The organism is Brevibacterium sp. CT2-23B (assembly GCF_013168765.1).
In the GTDB taxonomy this organism is placed as follows: domain Bacteria; phylum Actinomycetota; class Actinomycetes; order Actinomycetales; family Brevibacteriaceae; genus Brevibacterium; species Brevibacterium sediminis.
This window is the reverse complement of the sequence record NZ_JABBYK010000003.1, coordinates 508,787-527,118: the sequence shown is the minus strand read 5'-3', so window position 1 is coordinate 527,118 and position 18,332 is coordinate 508,787. Positions and strand designations below refer to the sequence as shown.

General features: G+C 65.9%; 15 protein-coding genes. 12 read left to right on the top strand and 3 right to left on the bottom strand.

All coding sequences use genetic code 11. From position 1 onward, the window contains the following. Positions 1 to 43: 43 nt before the first annotated feature. The 3 genes from HIM68_RS10890 to HIM68_RS19350 all read right to left on the bottom strand — a co-directional run bounded on the left by HIM68_RS10890 (position 44) and on the right by HIM68_RS19350 (position 3,655). The gene (locus HIM68_RS10890; protein WP_172172042.1) at positions 44 to 1,003 is read right to left on the bottom strand and encodes a hypothetical protein; all 960 of its coding nucleotides are present in this window, start codon (positions 1,001 to 1,003) and stop codon (positions 44 to 46) included. Positions 1,004 to 1,066: 63 nt separating this feature from the next. Next, a complete protein-coding gene (locus HIM68_RS10885; RefSeq protein WP_172172040.1) occupies positions 1,067 to 2,143 on the bottom strand; it encodes an ABC transporter in 1,077 nt (358 codons plus the stop codon). A gap of 6 nt (positions 2,144 to 2,149) precedes the next feature. After that, positions 2,150 to 3,655, bottom strand: coding sequence for an LPXTG cell wall anchor domain-containing protein (locus HIM68_RS19350; RefSeq protein ID WP_172172038.1), 1,506 nt, complete (start codon positions 3,653 to 3,655; stop codon positions 2,150 to 2,152). A gap of 312 nt (positions 3,656 to 3,967) precedes the next feature. Here HIM68_RS19350 and dcd point away from each other — a divergent pair, with 312 nt between their 5' ends. The 12 genes from dcd (at position 3,968) to HIM68_RS10820 (ending at position 18,173) form a co-directional block, all read left to right on the top strand. After that, the gene (dcd, locus tag HIM68_RS10875) at positions 3,968 to 4,546 is read left to right on the top strand and encodes a dCTP deaminase (protein ID WP_139468980.1); all 579 of its coding nucleotides are present in this window, start codon (positions 3,968 to 3,970) and stop codon (positions 4,544 to 4,546) included. Continuing rightward, the gene (locus HIM68_RS10870) at positions 4,543 to 5,745 is read left to right on the top strand and encodes a hypothetical protein (protein ID WP_248284004.1); all 1,203 of its coding nucleotides are present in this window, start codon (positions 4,543 to 4,545) and stop codon (positions 5,743 to 5,745) included. The genes dcd and HIM68_RS10870 overlap by 4 nt, the downstream gene beginning before the upstream one ends. A 182-nt stretch (positions 5,746 to 5,927) precedes the next feature. Continuing rightward, complete coding sequence (locus HIM68_RS10865; protein ID WP_139469126.1) at positions 5,928 to 8,975, top strand: Na+/H+ antiporter subunit A; 3,048 nt, start codon at positions 5,928 to 5,930, stop codon at positions 8,973 to 8,975. After that, a complete protein-coding gene (locus tag HIM68_RS10860) occupies positions 8,972 to 9,607 on the top strand; it encodes a Na(+)/H(+) antiporter subunit C (RefSeq protein WP_139909328.1) in 636 nt (211 codons plus the stop codon). The genes HIM68_RS10865 and HIM68_RS10860 overlap by 4 nt, the downstream gene beginning before the upstream one ends. Continuing rightward, the gene (locus tag HIM68_RS10855; RefSeq protein WP_139909327.1) at positions 9,604 to 11,184 is read left to right on the top strand and encodes a Na+/H+ antiporter subunit D; all 1,581 of its coding nucleotides are present in this window, start codon (positions 9,604 to 9,606) and stop codon (positions 11,182 to 11,184) included. The genes HIM68_RS10860 and HIM68_RS10855 overlap by 4 nt, the downstream gene beginning before the upstream one ends. After that, a complete protein-coding gene (locus HIM68_RS10850; protein WP_253903888.1) occupies positions 11,184 to 11,861 on the top strand; it encodes a Na+/H+ antiporter subunit E in 678 nt (225 codons plus the stop codon). The genes HIM68_RS10855 and HIM68_RS10850 overlap by 1 nt, the downstream gene beginning before the upstream one ends. Beyond that, complete coding sequence (locus tag HIM68_RS10845; RefSeq protein WP_139468983.1) at positions 11,858 to 12,403, top strand: monovalent cation/H+ antiporter complex subunit F; 546 nt, start codon at positions 11,858 to 11,860, stop codon at positions 12,401 to 12,403. The genes HIM68_RS10850 and HIM68_RS10845 overlap by 4 nt, the downstream gene beginning before the upstream one ends. Further along, positions 12,393 to 12,788 (top strand): monovalent cation/H(+) antiporter subunit G, encoded by a 396-nt coding sequence (mnhG, locus tag HIM68_RS10840; RefSeq protein ID WP_101546653.1) that lies wholly within the window; start codon positions 12,393 to 12,395, stop codon positions 12,786 to 12,788. Before HIM68_RS10845 ends, mnhG begins: the two co-directional genes overlap by 11 nt. Continuing rightward, a complete protein-coding gene (locus HIM68_RS10835; RefSeq protein ID WP_139468984.1) occupies positions 12,778 to 13,530 on the top strand; it encodes a response regulator transcription factor in 753 nt (250 codons plus the stop codon). Before mnhG ends, HIM68_RS10835 begins: the two co-directional genes overlap by 11 nt. Then, the gene (locus HIM68_RS10830) at positions 13,527 to 15,167 is read left to right on the top strand and encodes a sensor histidine kinase KdpD (protein ID WP_172172036.1); all 1,641 of its coding nucleotides are present in this window, start codon (positions 13,527 to 13,529) and stop codon (positions 15,165 to 15,167) included. Before HIM68_RS10835 ends, HIM68_RS10830 begins: the two co-directional genes overlap by 4 nt. Further along, a complete protein-coding gene (locus tag HIM68_RS10825) occupies positions 15,164 to 15,964 on the top strand; it encodes a hypothetical protein (protein ID WP_367647511.1) in 801 nt (266 codons plus the stop codon). Before HIM68_RS10830 ends, HIM68_RS10825 begins: the two co-directional genes overlap by 4 nt. A 193-nt stretch (positions 15,965 to 16,157) precedes the next feature. Then, positions 16,158 to 18,173 carry an alpha/beta fold hydrolase gene (locus HIM68_RS10820; RefSeq protein WP_172172034.1) on the top strand — a complete coding sequence of 672 codons (2,016 nt, stop codon included), beginning with the start codon at positions 16,158 to 16,160 and terminating at the stop codon, positions 18,171 to 18,173. Positions 18,174 to 18,332: the final 159 nt, after the last annotated feature.

Here is an 18,332-nt window from a genome sequence, read left to right as displayed (position 1 = left end):
GGCCTGTGGAGCGGGACTGGGACCTCAGCAGGAGGAGCGCCCCTCAGGCGATGGTGACGTCGCCGAGGCGGCGCGGTTCGAAGCTCACCTGTGAGGACTTGACGACCACCGAGCCGCCGAGGACGAAGGAGAGCTTCTCGTCGAAGTCGTGTTCGGCAGCGGTGACGATGTCGCGGTAACGTCCCTTGACCCGTACCTCGACCGTCGAGGGAGTGAGTTCGAGATCGCTGCCGGACGAGGTCAGCCCGATCTGCGGACTGCGCTCGAGCGACCAGGAGACATCGCCGATGATCTCGTTGTCCGTGTCGTAGCCGAAGACGCAGCCGGCCGGCATGAGCGTCTTCGACTTCATGCAGTCCTGCAGATGGTCGGTGACCTGCTCCTCCACGGTCTGCTCGAGCTTGGCCGTGGGTTCGGGCGAGAGCTTCACGGTGGGGGAGTCGCCGGGGGCGGTTACCTCGGTGCGTTGGGATCGCGACTTCAGATACGTTGCATCGAAACCAACGAGGTAGCTCGCCGGGAACAGCACGGGCACACTCCCCGTGCTGACCCCGTATCCGTTGACCGTCGCCGTCGACGAACCGGAGACGTCCAGGGTCAAGGTCGGCCATGCTTCCTGTTCGATGGCCCAGCGGTTGAAGATTCCCGCGCTGGCAGGCAGGCGGACCATGTTGAGATCGACGGTCTGCTCCCGCGAGGACAGGTTGTACCTGAGGCTGACCTTCGCGTGATCGCCGTCGACGGAAACGGTCTCGGCCTCGGGCTCGCGCGGCAGATCGGGAGCCGCGGAGAGCACTTCGTCACTGAGTGCCAAGGTCGATGTCGGAGTCGGCGTGGACAGGTAGGAGAAGGCACTCTGCGCATCGCCGCGTTCGATCGCCGAGATATAGGATTCGGCGGCTCGCGCGGGCGTGTAGACGGTGAAGTTGAGGAGGGGGACCGCTGCCACTGTGAGGACGACGACCGTCAGCGCTGAGATCAGAAGTCTGCGCGACGTTCGCATGGCGCTCCTGATTCGGTTGGGGACTTGAGGGGACTGGGCAGTTCTCAGTCTATCTGCCGCGGATCACTCGACCGGGTAGGCATGCAGGGCAGAGGTGTCGACCTCGACGAAGACATGCGTGCCGACCTTGACGTTGGCTCGCAGTTCGGAGATCGTCGCGCCGAGTCCCGGGTGCAGGACACCGAATCCGATGGTCGGATCCGTCTGCGTTCTCGGCACTCCGGCGAGGTCGGCGAGGTCGACGTCGAGCGCGAGACCCATCTCCGTGTCGACCGGTGAGAGCTTCGCCTGCAGACAGGAACCGCGATCGCGCAGTCCCGTGACGATGGCTTCGAACACCGTCGCCGAGGTGAACGCCGGGTCGTGTTCGTCCAGTGACAGGAGGGCGGCACGCCACCCGAGAGTGACGAACACCTTCCCGTCGAGTTCGGTGCGGGCGCGCACGGCTGAATGGCCGATGGACAGCCATCCCTTCCGGGCCAGCCCGGAATAGACGTTGACCCCGCTGAGCTCGGCCGGCAGCGAACCGCGCGGTTCAGTGACGATCTGCTCCAAGGAGCCGAGCGCGACGAGTTGGTCCTTTTCGATATCGGCCACCCCCGCCTCGGCGATGGTGTGGTCGGTCAGCGAATTCGAGCTGAAGACGACCCCGCGCCCTTCTTGGGCGACGAGTTCGGCGAAGCGACCCCGCAGCCCGGTGCGCAGATGGCCGGGGACCGAACCGAACGGGTCGATGAGAGCCAGCCACTTCGCGCCGCTCGCCCAAGCCGCGGCCAGGGCGAGGCGGGCACGATCGGTCGCGTCGAGGTCGTCGAGGCGCCGACGCAGAATATCGGACCGCAGTCCGAACGATGTCAATGCAGCCGATGGATCCGCTGCCGATGCCGCCTCCCCAGATCCGGCATCGGCTTCGCGAAGATAGCTCTTCATCCAGCTGCGCACACGCAAGCGACCCGACCGGCGACCGGTCGGGAAGCGTGGTGGTGGTGCGACGTGGGGCAGGGCCGCCGCGGACAGCACCACCGAGGTGGTGCTGTCCGGGCTGCCCATGAGTCCGAGCATTGTCCCTGCTCGCAGACGTCCGAGGTCGATCTCGCGTCCGTCGAGCTGCAGCCCCGCGAGGGACAATTCATCGTTCAACGCGGCTTAGAACTCCGCGGGATCGTCGGAGGCGTTCATCCGCCGACGGGTGATGATGACAGCTGCTGCACCGACTGCGAGCAGACCGACACCGAGGGCCAGTCCGGTCATCTCGGCACCGGTGCGCGGCAGGTCGCTGCCCGAATCATTCGAGCCGCTGCCGTTCCCGGCCCCGTTTCCGCCTTCGTCGACGGCGGTGCCGTTGGTGAGCACGGTGAAGCTTCCGCCCTGGGGCTCATCGAAGCTCTCGGCCTGGGCACGCACGTTGTAGGTGCCGAGCACGGCCTTGACCTTGGCCTGGACGCCGAACGTGACCTTGCCTTCGGAATCGGCTTCCTTGGTCATCGTGTAGCGGTCGACCTTGCCCTGGGCATGCTCGACCGTGATCGAGACCTTCTCGCCGGGCTGAGCCCCGCTGACGCCGATCTTGATGCCGTCGTTCAGGAAGTCCTCGGAGCTGACCTCGGTGGGGTTGATGAACATGGACGCCTGTGCGGCTGCGGCAGGCTTCTTGTCCTCGGTGCCGGGGCTGGCCGGACCGGTGGACTCGGGAGCCTCGTCCTCGGCCTTCTTGTCGTCTTCGGCACCGTCGGTCTCATCGACCTTGGGCTCGTCGGACTTCGGCGCTTCGTCCTTCGGACCCTCGGCGGGTCCCGGCTTCACGTTGTCCGCAGGAGCCTTGTCGTCCTTGTCCTCACCCTTGTCGGTCTCCGACGGGCTCGGCTTCGGTGCCTCGGTGGTGGGCTCTTCGGTCTTCGTCTCCGACGGGCTCGGCTTCGGCGCCTCGGTGGTGGGCTCCTCGGTCTTGGTCTCCGTCGGCTCAGGAGCCTTCGTGGTCGGATCCTCGGTCTTCGTCTCCGAAGGCGTGGGCGCCTCGGTGGTGGGCTCCTCGGTCTTCGTCTCGGAGGGCTCCGGGGACTTCGTTTCGCTGGGAGTCTCGTCCGGAGTCTTGATGGGACCGGTGGCCGAATCGCACTTATCGTCGTCGCCCTTGCCCGGTTCGTCGACCTCGGAGGCCTTGGAGACGACCTCGAAGGTCACCTTCGAAGACTTCTTCTCGGACTTGAGATCGGTGAGGTAGAGCGAGTACTCGCCGACAGGCACCTGGGCACCGTCGGTGACGGTGAAGAAGTAGGTGCCGGAGACCTTTCCGTCTTCGTCGACCGTGAGCTTCTTGTCCGGCGAGTATTCGGTGCCATCGGTGCCGACGACGGTCACCGTGGCCTTCTGGTCCGGGCTGAATCCGGTGCCGGAGAAGCCGATTCCCTTTTTGTCGTCAGCTATGTCGGCGCGGGTCACCTGCGCCTGCGCAAGGGTCGCCTGCGGATCCGACTCGTCGGGAACCGAAGAATCCGATTCGGAGCTGCTCGATGACTGCTGATCACCCTGGGCGCACAGCGGTTGCTGAGGGACCGAAGCGGTGGACTCTGTCGCTGCGAACGCCGGGGCGCCAGCAAGACCTGTCAATGCAACGGCTACTGCGGGGGCAAGCACAAGACGCGAGGTCTTCACAGTAATGCCTTTCGATTGTTGTCTACCCACGAAAGACGATGGACTCCCGGCATTCCTTGGCTTAAGAAGGGGAAGGCACCATCGTGCGCGGGTCCGTACAGCTCATTACCCTAAAGCATTCATCCGCCGCTATGGGGAGACACACGGGTAGAAATCAGGAGAATTCCCGAGAATCGTTACCATTTTGTGACATAGTTTCGGCGTGTCGGTAGATTTTGCCGGCCGGTTATGCGTCTTCGACCCATGGTTCGGCAGAGGGGAGAGGAGAGAAAGCTCAAGCGTGCGGGGCTTGCAGCGACTACCATCGGAAGCGTGACTCTCCTTTCCGACCGCGACATCCGCGCCGAGCTCGACTCCGGACGCATCGCCCTCGACCCCTACGACCCGTCGCTGATCCAGCCGGCCAGCGTCGACGTGTGTCTCGACCGCTACTTCCGGCTCTTCGACAACCACAAGTACGCGGTCATCGACCCGAGCCTCGAGCAGCCCGAACTCACCCGTTTCGTCGAAGCCGCTCCGGGGGAGCCCTTCGTCCTCCACCCGGGGGAGTTCGTCCTCGCCTCCACTCATGAGCTCGTGACTCTGCCCGTCGATGTCGCGGCCCGGCTCGAGGGCAAGTCCTCGCTCGGACGTCTCGGTCTCCTGACCCATTCGACGGCCGGATTCATCGACCCCGGCTTCAGCGGCCACGTCACCCTGGAGCTGTCGAACGTCGCGACGCTGCCGATCACGCTGTGGCCGGGGATGAAGATCGGCCAGCTCTGCTTCTTCCGACTCAGCTCGGCGGCGGAGAACCCCTACGGTTCCCAGGCCACGGGCAACCGCTACCAGGGCCAGCGCGGCCCGACCGCCTCCCGTTCGCACCTCAATTTCTATCGGAGGGACATGTGATCACCCGCCGCGAACTGCGGCTGCAACGCGAAGCCGCTGAACGCGCCGCCCGGGAACAGGCCGACGCTGCGCGCTACCAGGCCCCCGACGCCGAAGCGACGGATGCCTCTGCCCCGACGGATGCTTCTGCCCCGACAGATGCCTCTGCCCCCGTGCCCCCTGCCTCCGACGCTCAGGCCGCGAGCAGGCGGCGGACCGGGATGCCGTCGACGGGACGGCCCGGATACGGCGGTGACACGTCCGCGCCCGAGGACACGGCCACCTCGGCGGATCTGCGCGGTTTCCACCTCATCCTCCTCGATGATGCGGTCGAGGTCTCCGACGTCCTCGCGCTCATCCACAACAAGCTGCCCGATCTGCGCCCCGTGCTCGACGAGCACGGGCAGCTGCGCCTGAGCCGGCACTCCCGACTGAGCTCCGGGGCTGCCCTCGACCCGGCCGATGCCGCCGCGCTCGAAGTCCCCGACTGGGCTCGGCATGCCATCGTCATCGACTGCCCCCGGGATCGGCAGCCGACCCCGCCGCCGGACTGGTTCGCCGACGCCGACGGACTCCACGAGGCCTTCCCCAACGGAATGCCGGATCGGGAGGAGGAGCGGATGCTCAGCCTCATGCTCTCCGTCGCCTCCCGCCTCCACACGGGCGTGCGCTTGGCCGACGAGCCCGGACTGCCGACGCGGGTGATCATCCCCGACCCGGAGGCGAAGGTCGACCTCTACATCTACTCCTCGTACTGGATGGAGCCGTCGGTCGCGCTCGACTTCGTCCGCCGCCATGCCCCGCACGCCTTCCAGCAGTCCCTGCCCACCCCCGACGAGGATGTGCTGGCCCAAGCGAGCATCGACGATCCGCTCTTCGACCCTTCCGCCCCGGTCATCCTCGACGGCTATGCCCTGCTCGTTCCGCTCGGCGAGATCGATGAATCCGCCGGCAGCCTCGAGATCCGAGTGATGGAAGCCGAGTGGGTTCCGCCGATCGTCGCCGCCCATACCGTCGCCCCGCAGATCGAATACCACGTGCACTGGATGGACACCGAGTCGAAGCGCTATCAGCCGAACCAGGGCCGCCGCTTCCGACGGATGCGCGGTCGGGTGGCCGAACTCACAGATGCGATCGGAGCCGAGCTGCTCGTCGGCTCGGACGGCATCGGTCTCGACGAGAACGGCTTCCTCGTGACCAGCAGACAGCTGCGCGCGTGACCAGCTGTCGGATGCGCGCGTGACCAGCCTTCGGATTCGCGCGTGAGCGGTGTCGTGTCGGGGCAGAGCCTGTCTCAGCTCACACCCAGCAATTGGGGAAACGACACCTGTTCGTGCGAAAATGACATGACGAACCTTTCTCACAAACAGGCATATGACGGAGGTGGCCGCCGGTGATAGTCATGACAGGGGCCTTCTTCGGGGCATCTGTCATCGCCTACCCTCTGGTTCGCCTGCTCGGTCGCAACGCTTTCTTCTTCCTCGCTCTCGTCCCCTTCGCGGGACTGCTGTGGAGCCTGTCGACGATCCCAGAGATCTTCGGCCCCGCCGCCCAGCCGGTCGTGGAGAATCTCGACTGGCTGCCCGAGCTCGGTCTCGCCGGAATCTTCCGCCTCGACGTGCTCTCCTGGATCATGACGCTGCTGGTGACCGGGGTCGGAGCCCTCGTCTTCGTCTACTGTGCACGCTACTTCCCGCCCGACGAGCCGGGACTGGCCCGGTTCGCGGGAATCTTCATGGCCTTTGCCGGAATGATGTACGGGCTCGTCATCGCCGACGAACTGCTCATGCTCTACCTGTTCTGGGAAGGCACCACCGTCTTCTCCTACCTGCTCATCGGGCACAGCCAGTCCCGCCGCCGTTCCAGGCAGGCGGCACTGCAGGCCCTCATCGTCACCACCGCAGGCGGGCTGGCCATGCTCGTGGGCATGATCCTGCTCATCACCGCCACCGGCACCGGGCAGATCTCGACCCTGGTCGATCGAGCCCAGTCGGGCATGGACACCGGCGGAATCATCATCTCCGCCGTCATCCTCATCCTCGTCGGCGCGATCTCGAAGTCCGCGCTCATGCCGTTCCACTTCTGGCTGCCCGGCGCCATGGCCGCACCCACTCCAGTGAGCGCCTATCTGCACGCCGCGGCCATGGTCAAGGCGGGAATCTACCTCGTCCTGCGCCTGGCGCCTGGCTACAACAACATCCCCGGCTGGTCCGAGGTGCTGCTCACCCTGGGTCTGCTGACGATGTTCATCGGCGGTTGGCAGGCGCTGAAGCAGACCGACCTCAAACTGCTGCTGGCCTTCGGCACGGTCTCGCAGCTCGGATTCCTCACCACCATGGCCTCGTTCGGCACCCCGGACATCACGAAGGCGGCCCTGGGTCTGCTCATCGCCCACGCCCTGTTCAAGTCGTGCCTGTTCCTGTGCGTCGGAATCATCGACCACCGTGCCGGCACCCGTGACCTGACGAAGCTCTCCGGCGGTTGGAAGGCCTTCCCCGTCGTCGCCGTGTGTGCGACGATCGCCGCCGCCTCGATGGCCGGACTGCCCCCGCTGCTCGGCTTCGCGGCGAAGGAAGCCGCGTACTCGACCCTTCTGTCCTCGCCGGACAAGGCCTCGGTCATCGCCTTCATCGGCATCATGATCGGCTCGATCCTCACCGTCGCCTACTCGGCCCGTTTCGTCTGGGGCGCGTTCTCCTCGAAGCCCGGAGTCGACGACATCGCCCGCCGCGACGAGAAGCTCACCCTCGTCGTCTCCCCGCTCATCCTCACCGCCCTGACTCTGGCGCTCGGCCCGGGAGTCGGCCTGCTCGACGGCTACTTCTCCGCGTGGACCTCCGGGCTGCCGGCAGTGGCCGAAGGCGATGGGCACTACCACCTCGCGCTGTGGCACGGATTCGAACCGGCGCTCGCCTTCACCGCCGTCACCGTCGCCGCAGGCCTCGCTCTGTTCATCTACCGCCGTCCCTTCGCGAAGGTCCAGGCGACGCTGCCGTCGGGACTGGACTTCCATGAGCTCTACCGAATGCTCATCGGCTGGATGGAGGCCCTGGCGCTGTGGGTCACCGCCCGCACCCAGCGCGGTTCGCTGCCGTTCTACCAAGGCGTGGTCTACCTCGTCCTCGTCGCCGGACTGGGACTGGCGATCATCTCCAACGACACGTGGAACATCACGTTCCGGCTCTGGGACACCCCGCTGGACCTCATCGTCGCGGCCGTGCTCGTCATCGTCGCGATCGGTGCCACCCGAGCCAAGAAGCGGTTCACCGCCGTCGTCGTCACCGGCATCTCCGGCTACGCCATGGTCGCCTACTTCGCTTTCGTCGGCGCTCCGGACTTGGCCCTGACCCAGGTGCTCGTCGAGACCATCACGATCGTCGTGTTCGTCCTCGTCCTCCGCCGGCTGCCGGCGCGCATCGGCGAGTCGACCGGTCGACTCACCCCCGCCTGGCGGGCGATCATCGGCGGTGCCGTGGGCATCACCATGATGCTAGTGGTCCTCATCGCCTCCGGTGTGCGCATGGCCGATCCGATCTCCATCGACTTCGGTCAGCTCGCCTACGAGCTCGGTCACGGCAAGAACATCGTCAATGTCACCCTCGTCGATATCCGCGCGTGGGACACGATGGGCGAGATCTCGGTGCTCGTGGCCGCCGGAACCGGTATCGCAGGCCTCATCTTCGTCCGTGGTCGCGAAGGACACCTGCATCGGTTCGAACGAAAGAAAGACGGCACCGAGGCGGCCGGTCGCATCCGCTTCCAACCCGTGGCCGAGGACGTCGTCGACCTCCACCACGCCGGCCGCGGGGAAGGGCTGTCGCAGAAGCGTGCGTCCTGGCTCATCGCCGGACGGACCCTGGCTCCGCGCAATCGGTCGATCATCCTCGAGGTCACTGCCCGCCTGATCTTCCACGCCGTCATCGTCTTCTCCGTCTACCTGCTCTTCGCCGGCCACAACGATCCGGGCGGCGGATTCGCCGGCGGCCTCGTCGCCGGGCTCGCGCTCGTCGTGCGCTACCTTGCCGGAGGCAAGTACGAACTCGCCGAAGCGGCCCCCTTCACCCCCTCGGGAATGCTGGGCACCGGTCTGGTCACCGCGATCCTCACCGTCATCGGCGGGTGGATCTGGGGTGGGACGGTCTTCGAGTCCGTCTACATCGAGGGTGATCTGCCGGTGCTGGGCCACCTGTCCTTCGGTACGTCGACGTTCTTCGACATCGGCGTCTACCTCATCGTCGTCGGCCTCATGCTCGACATCCTCCGCTCGCTGGGAGCCGAAGTCGATCTGCACCAGGAGCGCGACGAGGCGATGCTGACCAACCGCATCCACGACAATGTGAACTTCTCCGAGGACATGGGCGCCACGGCCGAACACCGGGCCGTGTCCGAGATCATCGACCGCGTCAACGAACTCGACGTCGATAACGGTGCGGAAGGGGGCCGCCTATGAGCGTCCCCTTCATCATGGTCCTGGCTATGGGCGTCCTCTTCGCCGCCGGCATCTACCTCATGCTCGAACGCTCCCTGACCCGCGTTCTGCTCGGCTTCATCCTGCTCGGCAACGGAGCGAACCTGCTCATCATCCTCACCGCCGGCCGCGGTTCCCCGCCCCTGACCGACGGAGAGAACCTGTCGACCGAAGGCATGTCCGATCCGCTGCCGCACGCCCTCGTCCTCACAGCCATCGTCATCACCTTCTCCGTGACGGCGTTCCTGCTGGCGATGATCTACCGCTCTTGGAGGCTCATGCGCGCCGATTCGCTGCAGGATGACGACACCGACCTCCAGGTGGCGATCACGAAGCTCATCGACTCCGAGGCGGAGGCGAGCACCGACTACGACGACACCGAGTTCGGTGACGAAGCGGAGTCCCCGATCACCGGTGCCATCGACCTCGATGACGACGGCACGCCCGCAGAGAGGGAGGACCTCGCCGACGACATCGAGGACGCGTCGACCCCGGCCGAGGCCGATGCCATCGCCGAGGAGGCCGCGGACTCGCAGACGGAGGCGCACAGCGCCGAGGAGGCCGAGGTCACCGAAGAGGCCAAAGATGCGAAACAGCAGGGAGACGACGCATGATCGATCTTCTGCCCGTGCTCGTTCCCCTGCCGGTTCTGCTGCCGCTCATCGGCGCCGGAATCGCGCTCATCCTGTCGAAGCACACGCGGGCGCAGAACATCGTGTCGATCGCGATCCTGGTCGCGGTCATGGTCATCGCCACGATGATCCTCTTCGGAGTCGATGCGCATGGGCCGCAGGTCGTGGCGATCGGCGGGTGGCAGCCTCCTGCGGGCATCGTGCTCGTCGCCGACCGGCTGTCCGCTCTCATGCTCATCGTGTCTGCACTGGTCACACTGTGCGTGCTCGTCTACGCCCTGAGTCAGGACGCCAACGACGATTCGAACGAGACTCCGATCTCCGTGTTCAACCCCAGCTATCTGGTGCTGTGCGCGGGCATTGCGAACTCGTTCCTCGCCGGAGACCTGTTCAATCTCTACGTCGGCTTCGAGATGTTCCTCGTCGCCTCCTATGTGCTGCTCACCCTCGGTGCCACGGCGGAGCGGATCCGGGCGGGAGTCACCTATGTGATCATCTCGCTTGTGTCCTCGGTGATCTTCCTCGCCGCCATCGGTGTCATCTACGCCGCGTGCGGCACCGTGAACATGGCGCAGCTGTCCGAGAGGCTCTCGGATCTGCCGGCCGATGTGCAGATGATCCTCCACGTCCTCCTGCTGCTGGGCTTCGGCATCAAGGCCGCGATCTTCCCGCTGTCGTTCTGGCTGCCCGACTCCTATCCGACGGCACCGGCCCCGGTGACAGCGGTCTTCGCGGGACTGCTGACCAAGGTCGGCATCTATGCGATCATCCGCACGGAGACCCTGCTGTTCGCCGAATCCTCCCTGCGGGTGCCGCTGCTCATCGCGGCCGGGCTGACGATGCTCGTGGGCATCTTCGGCGCCATCGCACAGTCGGAGATCAAGAGGATCGTGTCCTTCACACTGGTCTCCCATATCGGCTATATGCTCTTCGGTGTGGCGCTGGGCACGAGTGTCGGCCTGTCTGCGGCGATCTACTACACGGTTCACCACATCATCGTCCAGACCGCGCTGTTCCTGGCCATCGGCCTCGTCGAAATGCGCGGCGGGTCCACCTCCACGAGGTCGCTCGGCGGTCTCATGGTGCTCTCGCCGGTGATCACGATCATCTTCTTCATCCCGGCTCTCAACCTCTCCGGCATTCCGCCGTTCTCCGGGTTCATCGGCAAGGTCGCACTCTTCCTCGCCGGCTTCGACGACCACGCGTGGCTGCCGACCGTCCTCATCGTCGCCGGCACCGTGACGAGTCTGCTCACTCTCTACGTCATCGGACGTACCTTCAACCTCGCATTCTGGCGTGATCCGGCCGATGCGGAGGAGCCGAACGAGGACCTCGTCGAGGAGTTCACGGAGCGGAAGAAGACGCTGCTGGCGGGGAAGAAGTGGAAATCTCAGATCGGCGTTCCCCCCGCCATGGTGGCGGCCACCTCGGTGGTGGTGATCGCCTCCATCGTTCTCACCGTCGCAGCCGAACCTCTGTGGGACATGTCGAACCGGGCGGCCGAGAACCTCTCGACGCCGATCGACTACGTCACGAACGTGCTCGGAGGTGATGAGTGATGAGCCCCGACCGAGACCAGGGACAGACCCGAGCTGACGGCCAGGACCGAGTCCGCGGCCGGGACCGGGCAGCGGCACAGGACCGGGTGCCGGCGAACCGGGCGCGGATGAGCCGGGGCCGCGGATTCATCCAGCAGCTCGTGCTGCTGGTCTCGCTGGTTCTGCTGTGGCTGATGCTGTGGGATTCGATCACTGTGGTCACCGTGGTCACCGGAATCGTGCTGGCCTTCGTCATCACGCGCGTCTTCTACCTCCCGCCCGTTGTGCTCTCCGGACGGTTCAACGTCTGGCATGCGTTGGTGTTCGGTCTGTGGTTCCTCTATTCGGTTCTCCACGCCTCCATCGAAGTCGCCTGGTATGCGTTCCGTCGCAAAGCGGTCGGCGCCGGGTCCGTCGTCGCCTGCGATCTGCGCACGAGCTCGGACCTCGTGCTCACCCTCATCGCCGATACCGCCAGCCTCATCCCCGGGTCGATCATCATCGACAGCGATCGCGCCATGGGCATGCTCTACCTGCACTTCCTCGACTGCGATTCCGAGGAGAAGGTGCGCAAGGCGAAAGCGCAGGTCTACTACATCGAAGAGCTGCTCATCCGCACTCTCGGTTCGCACCGTGATCTCGCCGCCCTGCGGGCCAGACCGGATCCGCTGGCCGAAACCGAAGGGGGCCGCTCATGAGTGAGATCGTCCTCCACTCCCTCGTCGTCGCCGGTTCGGTGCTGTTGGCCGCCTCGGTGGTCATTGCGCTCTTCCGGATCGTCCGCGGTCCGTCGATCCTCGACCGCATGATCGGCACCGACGTCGTGCTGGCGGCGATCATGTGCGGCCTCGGCGGGTATATGGCTCTGTCCGACCGGACGGATCTGTTGCCCGTGCTCATCGTGCTCGCGATGCTCGGCTTCGTCGGTTCGGTGAGCGTGTCGCGGTATGTGTCGAAGTCCGATTCGATGACTCCCGGTGCCGAGGCGGGGGCCCTGTCCGAGTTCAGTGCCTCTGACTGGCACATGCCCCGTGATGCGGACGAGCAGGGCGCCGGGCCCGGATCGACCTCTGTGCCCCAGGCTCGACCCGGCGATGACGTCACCGAGATCGCGGATGCCACCTACGACGCCCACGCCGACAGCGGCGGAGAGGGCGAGGGCACCGGACCCGACCCGGGACCCGATGACGCCGAGCACGTGTCGGATGGCGACGGGCAGGAGAGCAATCGTGGTTCTTGACATCATCTCGGCCGTGCTCATCTTCCTCGGCGCGGTCCTGTCCCTGGCCGCCGCGGTCGGTCTCGTCCGCTTCGGCGACCTTCTCTCGCGAATGCACGCGAGCGCGAAACCCCAGGTGCTGGGCCTGGTGCTCGTCGCCGTGGCGATCGCGATCCAGTTCCCGACTTGGGCGACGGTGACGACTCTGGCGATCATCATCTCCTTCCAGCTCGTGACGATTCCCGTCGCCACCCATATGGTCGGCCGCGCCGGCTATCGCACCAAGCACCTGCGTCGATCTATGCTGTACCGAGATGAACTCGCCGAGGCGGTCGACCGTGCCGAGGCCCGAGAGATCGCCTGGGAACGCCAGAGAGGAACCGGAACAGACCACCATGACGGCTGACAATCACACCGAGCCCCAACCACTCGTCTTAGTCGCCGATGATGAGCCCGACGTCCTCGGGGCGGTCGTACCGTTCCTCGAGCGCTCCGGTTTCCGGGTGTTGCCTGCCAGCGACGGACTGCTCGCTCTCGACGAGATCCATCGTCACAAACCCGATGTGTGCGTCCTCGACGTGCTCATGCCCGGAGCCGACGGTCGGCAGGTGCTGCGCCGCCTGCGCCAAGAGGAGAACTGGGTTCCGGTGCTGCTGCTGACCCAGGTCGGCGAGGGCGTCGAGCGGGCGATGGCGCTCGAAGAGGGCGCCGACGACTACCTCAACAAACCCTTCGATCCGCACGAGCTCGTCGCGCGCATCCGTGCCGTGCTGCGCAGGACCCGCAATGACGGTCCGCCCTTGGCCACGGCACCGGTGCTCGTGTCCAGCTTCGGCCTGCGCGTCGACCGTGTCGGACGCCGGGCGTGGTTGGGGCAGCGTGAACTCGTCATCACCCCGAAGGGCTTCACCCTGCTCGAGTACCTCATGGTGCACAAGGACGAGCTCATCGAACGCTCCCGCCTGCTCGAAGTGCTGTGGGGATTCGAAGAGGCCGTTGGCACCCGTGCCGTGGACTCCCGGGTCGCCGAGCTGCGTCGTGTGCTCGGCGAGGACGCCGCAGAACCGCGGTGGATCGCCACCGTGCAGGGGCGCGGCTATCGTTTCGTCGGTGAGGTCCGCGGCGAGGACGGACAGAGCCGTCTATGACGAACTTCCTTGTCTTCGAGATCCAGGTCTGGCTGTTCCTGCTGCTGCTCGTCGTCGTGCTCGGCGGTCTCGCCGTCGGTGCCTGGTTCGGCTGGCGGTATCTGCAGAGGCGTGAGGCCGCGCTGCGGGAATCCATCGAGACGGCCGCGGCCGAGGATTCGATGACGAAGCGCAATCGGATGCTCATCCGACTCGATCATGAGCTCAAGAATCCGCTGACGGCGCTGCGCACCTCGGCGGCGAGCATCCGGGAGGTCGTCCGCGACGGCGGCACGCTGAGCGAGGTTGAGCCGGCCGCCAAGCAGGTCGACGTGTCCTCGCGCCGGGTCGCCCGACTGCTGGCCGATCTGCGCAAGCTCGCCGACGTCGAGACCCGCATCATCGAATACGCCCGCGTCGATCTCGATGCGCTCATCCATCAGGCCGTCGAAGATGCATCGACGGCGCCGGGAGCCGAGGACCGGATGATCGTGGCGACTGTCGCCCGTGCTCCGTGGCGGCTGCCCGATGTCGCCGGTGAAGAGGATCTGCTGCTCACCGCGATCCTCAACCTGCTGGGCAATGCTCTCAAATACTCGTCGCAGGCCGAAGTCGTCGAGCTGCGTGCCAATGAGCAGATCATCGACGGGCACCGCTGGGTCGTCGTCGAGGTTGCGGATACGGGCAGCGGCATCCCGCTGGCCGAACAGGAGAACGTCTGGGACGAGCTCTCTCGCGGTTCACGTGTACGCGCGGTCGCCGGTTCGGGCATGGGACTCTCGCTCGTGCGCGCCATCGTCACTCGGCACGGCGGATCCGTGCAGCTCTTCAGCCAGGAGGGTGTGGGCACCTCGGTGCGCATGGTCCTCCCCGTCCTTGCCGATGCCGCGCCCGTGACCGTTCCGCAGATGTCGGATCATATGGATCGGGTCGCCGCCGGTTCGCATGCGGTGCAGCCGGTGCAGCAGGCGGATTCGCGGCAGGCGCCCGGATTCCTGCCTCCGCGTCAGCCCAATGAGGCCGAACTGCAGGGACGGATCCTCGGCACTCCGCGGCGGACGTCGAAGCGTCGTCTCGAGAGGGTCGACGGGAACCTGGTCAATCGTCGGACGGGCGAATCCGTCTCCGGTGGGTTCCCGCCGGATTCCGGTCAGCATTCGCAGTTCAAACCGCCGCGGCAGGCCCCGAACGCCGGAGGACAGAACCCGGGCTATGGGCAGCCGCCTGCCGGCAGCCAGCCGAACTCGGGTCCTCAGAGATCCGGCCCGCAACAGCCCGGACAGCCTTCGGTCGGAAGTCAGCCGCACTCGGGTCAGCAGAACTTCGGGCAGACACCTGTTGGCAGTCAGCCCAATTCCGGTCCGCAGAACTTCGGCCAGTCCTACGCGGGAAGTCAGCCCAATTCGGGACCCCAGAACTTCGGCCAGCAGCCCGTCGGCAGCCGGCCCGGTGCTCCGTACAACGGTCAGCCGCCTGCGGGCAGTCAGCCCGCCGGCGGCCTCCAGTCCACCGGACAACCACCTGTCGGAAGCCAGCCCACCGGGCAGCCCGGATCCGGTCCGCAAATGCCTCAGCACGGGTACGGGCCGGCTCAGCCGAATCAGAACGGTCCGGAAGCGGGGTACCCAGACCGTCGCCGCCGAGGTGACCAGCAGTGAGACCAGCGACTGGGCGCACGGCATCGGATACCTCATCCGTGGGGATCTTCGCAGCGAAGAGACCCGTTTCGGGGAGTCGTACCGCGGGGAGTCCCGACGCGGGCAGACCCGCCTCGGCGCGACGAGCCGCGGCCGCCGGCACACTCGCACTGACCGTCCTCCTCAGCGGATGCTCGGTCCTCCAGATCCGCACGGAAGACAAGTCCGCAGGGCCGGTGCGGATCGGCGTGGAGGAGACCGCCGGTCCCGAGCCTACGGGCAAGCCCACCGAAGCCGGCATCCCCGAGGGGATGACGAAGACTTCAGTGACGTTCGGCAGCAGCTGCCCGGTCGAACTCACCTTCGCAATCGGTGATGACTGGAGAGACAGCACCGGGAGTACCGAGCAGTTCCATGTATTCAACCATGGCGAAGACACCACTCGCGGCGATGCCATCCTCGTCAACTGCACCGACGAATACGGTGACAGTGCTCAGGAAGTCGTTGATCAGAAGAGGCGGTACAACTTCTCCGAACAGGACTCACAGGTGTTGGCCGAGCAGACAGGGTCTCTGGCCGCGGGCGAGTTCTGGAGCTATCAGGGTGAACTCGGTCCGACCGAGATCCTCGCTATCAACAACGAACCGACTTATGCCTTCGGGGTGCAGACGGGGTATAAGATCAACGGGCGCCTGGTGAATCTGTCCATCGAGATGCGCACACCGAAGACGAACACCGAAGTGGCGGAGGACTTCAAGAAGATGCTTCCGACGGTGACGATCGATGGTGAGAAAGTCCCGTCACCGAGCTTCCACTGACGTGCCAGTGAGCACCGAACGACGTGGCGATCAGGTGCCCGCGAAGATAGTGCGCCCGCGAAGTTAATGCGCCCGCGATCCGGTCGACCGCCTCGGTGACTCCAGTCGGTCATCACAGTGGCCGGCCGCCTCGGCGATCTGGGGTTTCTCTGGATTTCACCCCGGAATCTGCGTGGGGATCTAGGATGGGAAGATGACGACCCACGACGCAGTGACCCGACTCCTCGACGCCCGCCGCCTGCAAGGCCTCTTGACGAATCAGAGCGGCCGCGTCATCGCCCAGTACTCGTTCCTCAATTCCGAAGGGAATTCCTCCCTCAGCCACCTCGCCGATATCAGCGGGGAGACGCCCCGACGCATCACTCGCGGCGATCAGTCCGTGGGACCGGCCGCACTGAGCGAGAACGGCACGATCGTCTTCGCCTCCAAACGCAAGGGCGAGGACGGCAAGGATGCCGAGTCTCCGAGCCTGTGGGCCCTGCCGGACAACGGTGAGGCCCGCAAGCTTACCGATCATGAGGGCGGTTTCTCCCGAATCGAGGTCAAGGGCGAGACCATCATCGTCGAGTTCCCTGTCCATACATGGGCCGCCGACGAGAACGACCATCAGGAATTCAGCTCCGAACGCAGCGACGCGAAGGTCAGCGGGATCCTCCACACCGGTTTCCCCGTCCGTCGCTGGGATCATGATCTGGGGCCGGGACGGCAGACCCTGGCTGTGGCCACCCTCGACGAGGCGGCCGCCGACTTCCCCGAAGTCAGTGACGAGCTGAGCGCCCCGGCGGGCTTGGACTTCCGGTACCTGTCCCTGCCGTCTGGGCGACTTGTCGATTGGGCCGTCGACGATGGGGCGCGCTTCGCCCTCGTCCAGCTCGAGAAGCCGATCCCCGGACAGCTCGAGGCCAGTGAGGTCTGGCGCGTGGACCTCGACGGGGAACCCGAACTGCATCGTCTGACGAAACCGGCTGCCGATCACAGCTTCGACATCGAGGCGATCAGCCCGGACGGGACGAAAGCACTGGTCACTCGCGTACAGAACTGGACTCCGCAGACCAACCTCGCGGCCGAACTCATGGTCCTCGATCTCGAGACCGCGGAACTGAATCCTGTGTGGCCGGATGGTGATTTCTGGTTCTCCCCGATCTGGGCAGACGATTCGACCATCGTGGCCACCGCGGATGATCACGGTCGCGGCAGCATCTTCATCGGTGACATCAATGATGCTCAGCCTCGGCGGCTCGTCGGGGGCGCCGATCAGAAGTATTCGTTCTCGGGGCTGGCCCTGCGCGAGGACACGGTCGTGGCGACCGCCTCGGCGATCGATGTCGCGCCGCTGCCGATCTCCGTCGACCTCCGCACCGGGGTCATCAGCGAGCTCGCGAACCCCGCGACGGTGCTCGACGAGGAAGGCACCCTCACCGAGGTCGAGATCCGTGCCGAGGACGGCACGCCGATCCGTGCGTGGCTGGTGCTTCCGGAAGGGGAGGGGCCGCATCCGCTCGTCGTCTTCGCCCACGGCGGACCATGGGGGTCGTGGAATGCGTGGACCTACCGGTGGAACCCAGGTCCCTTCGCGGCTGCCGGCTATGCGGTGCTGCTGCCGGACCCGGCGATCTCCACCGGCTACGGGCAGGCGATGATCGACCGCGGTCAGCAGCAGCTGGGCGGCACTCCCTTCACCGACATCATGGCGCTGACCGAAGCCGCAGGGGAGAGGCCGGACATCGATTTCGAACGTGTCGCCCTGGCCGGCGGGTCCTACGGCGGATACATGGCCAATTGGGTGGCCGGGCATACCGGCAGCGCGTTCAAGTGCATCGTCACCCACGCCTCTCTGTGGAACACCACGTCGATGGGGCGGACGACGGACAATTCGTCGTGGGATCAGGCGATGCGGGAGCAGTCGACTCAGTATTCGCCGCACCTGTTCGCCGATGACATCGAGGTGCCGATGCTCGTCATCCATGGCGACAAGGACTACCGGGTACCGATCGGTCAGGGTCAGGAGCTGTGGCTGGATCTTCTCACTCGGGCGAAGACTCCCCTCGACGCCGATGGCGACACTCAGCATCGGTTCCTCTACTTCCCCGACGAGGGGCATTGGATCCTCGGCCGCGGGAACGCCGAGGTCTGGTACCGCACCGTGCTCGCGTTCCTCGATACTCATGTGCTCGGCATCGACGCGAACCGAGTTCGCACACTGGGGTGAGCCGGCAGTCGGTTCGTCGGTTTCCTGAGGTGGGCGCGGCAACCGGTTCGTCCGCGCCCCGCGCCGGGGCGGCTACCGTTTTGTCGGCGCCCCCGGGGCGAGGCGGCAAGCGGTTCGTTCGCACCCTGGCGCGAGGCGGCAAGCGGTTCGTTCGCACCC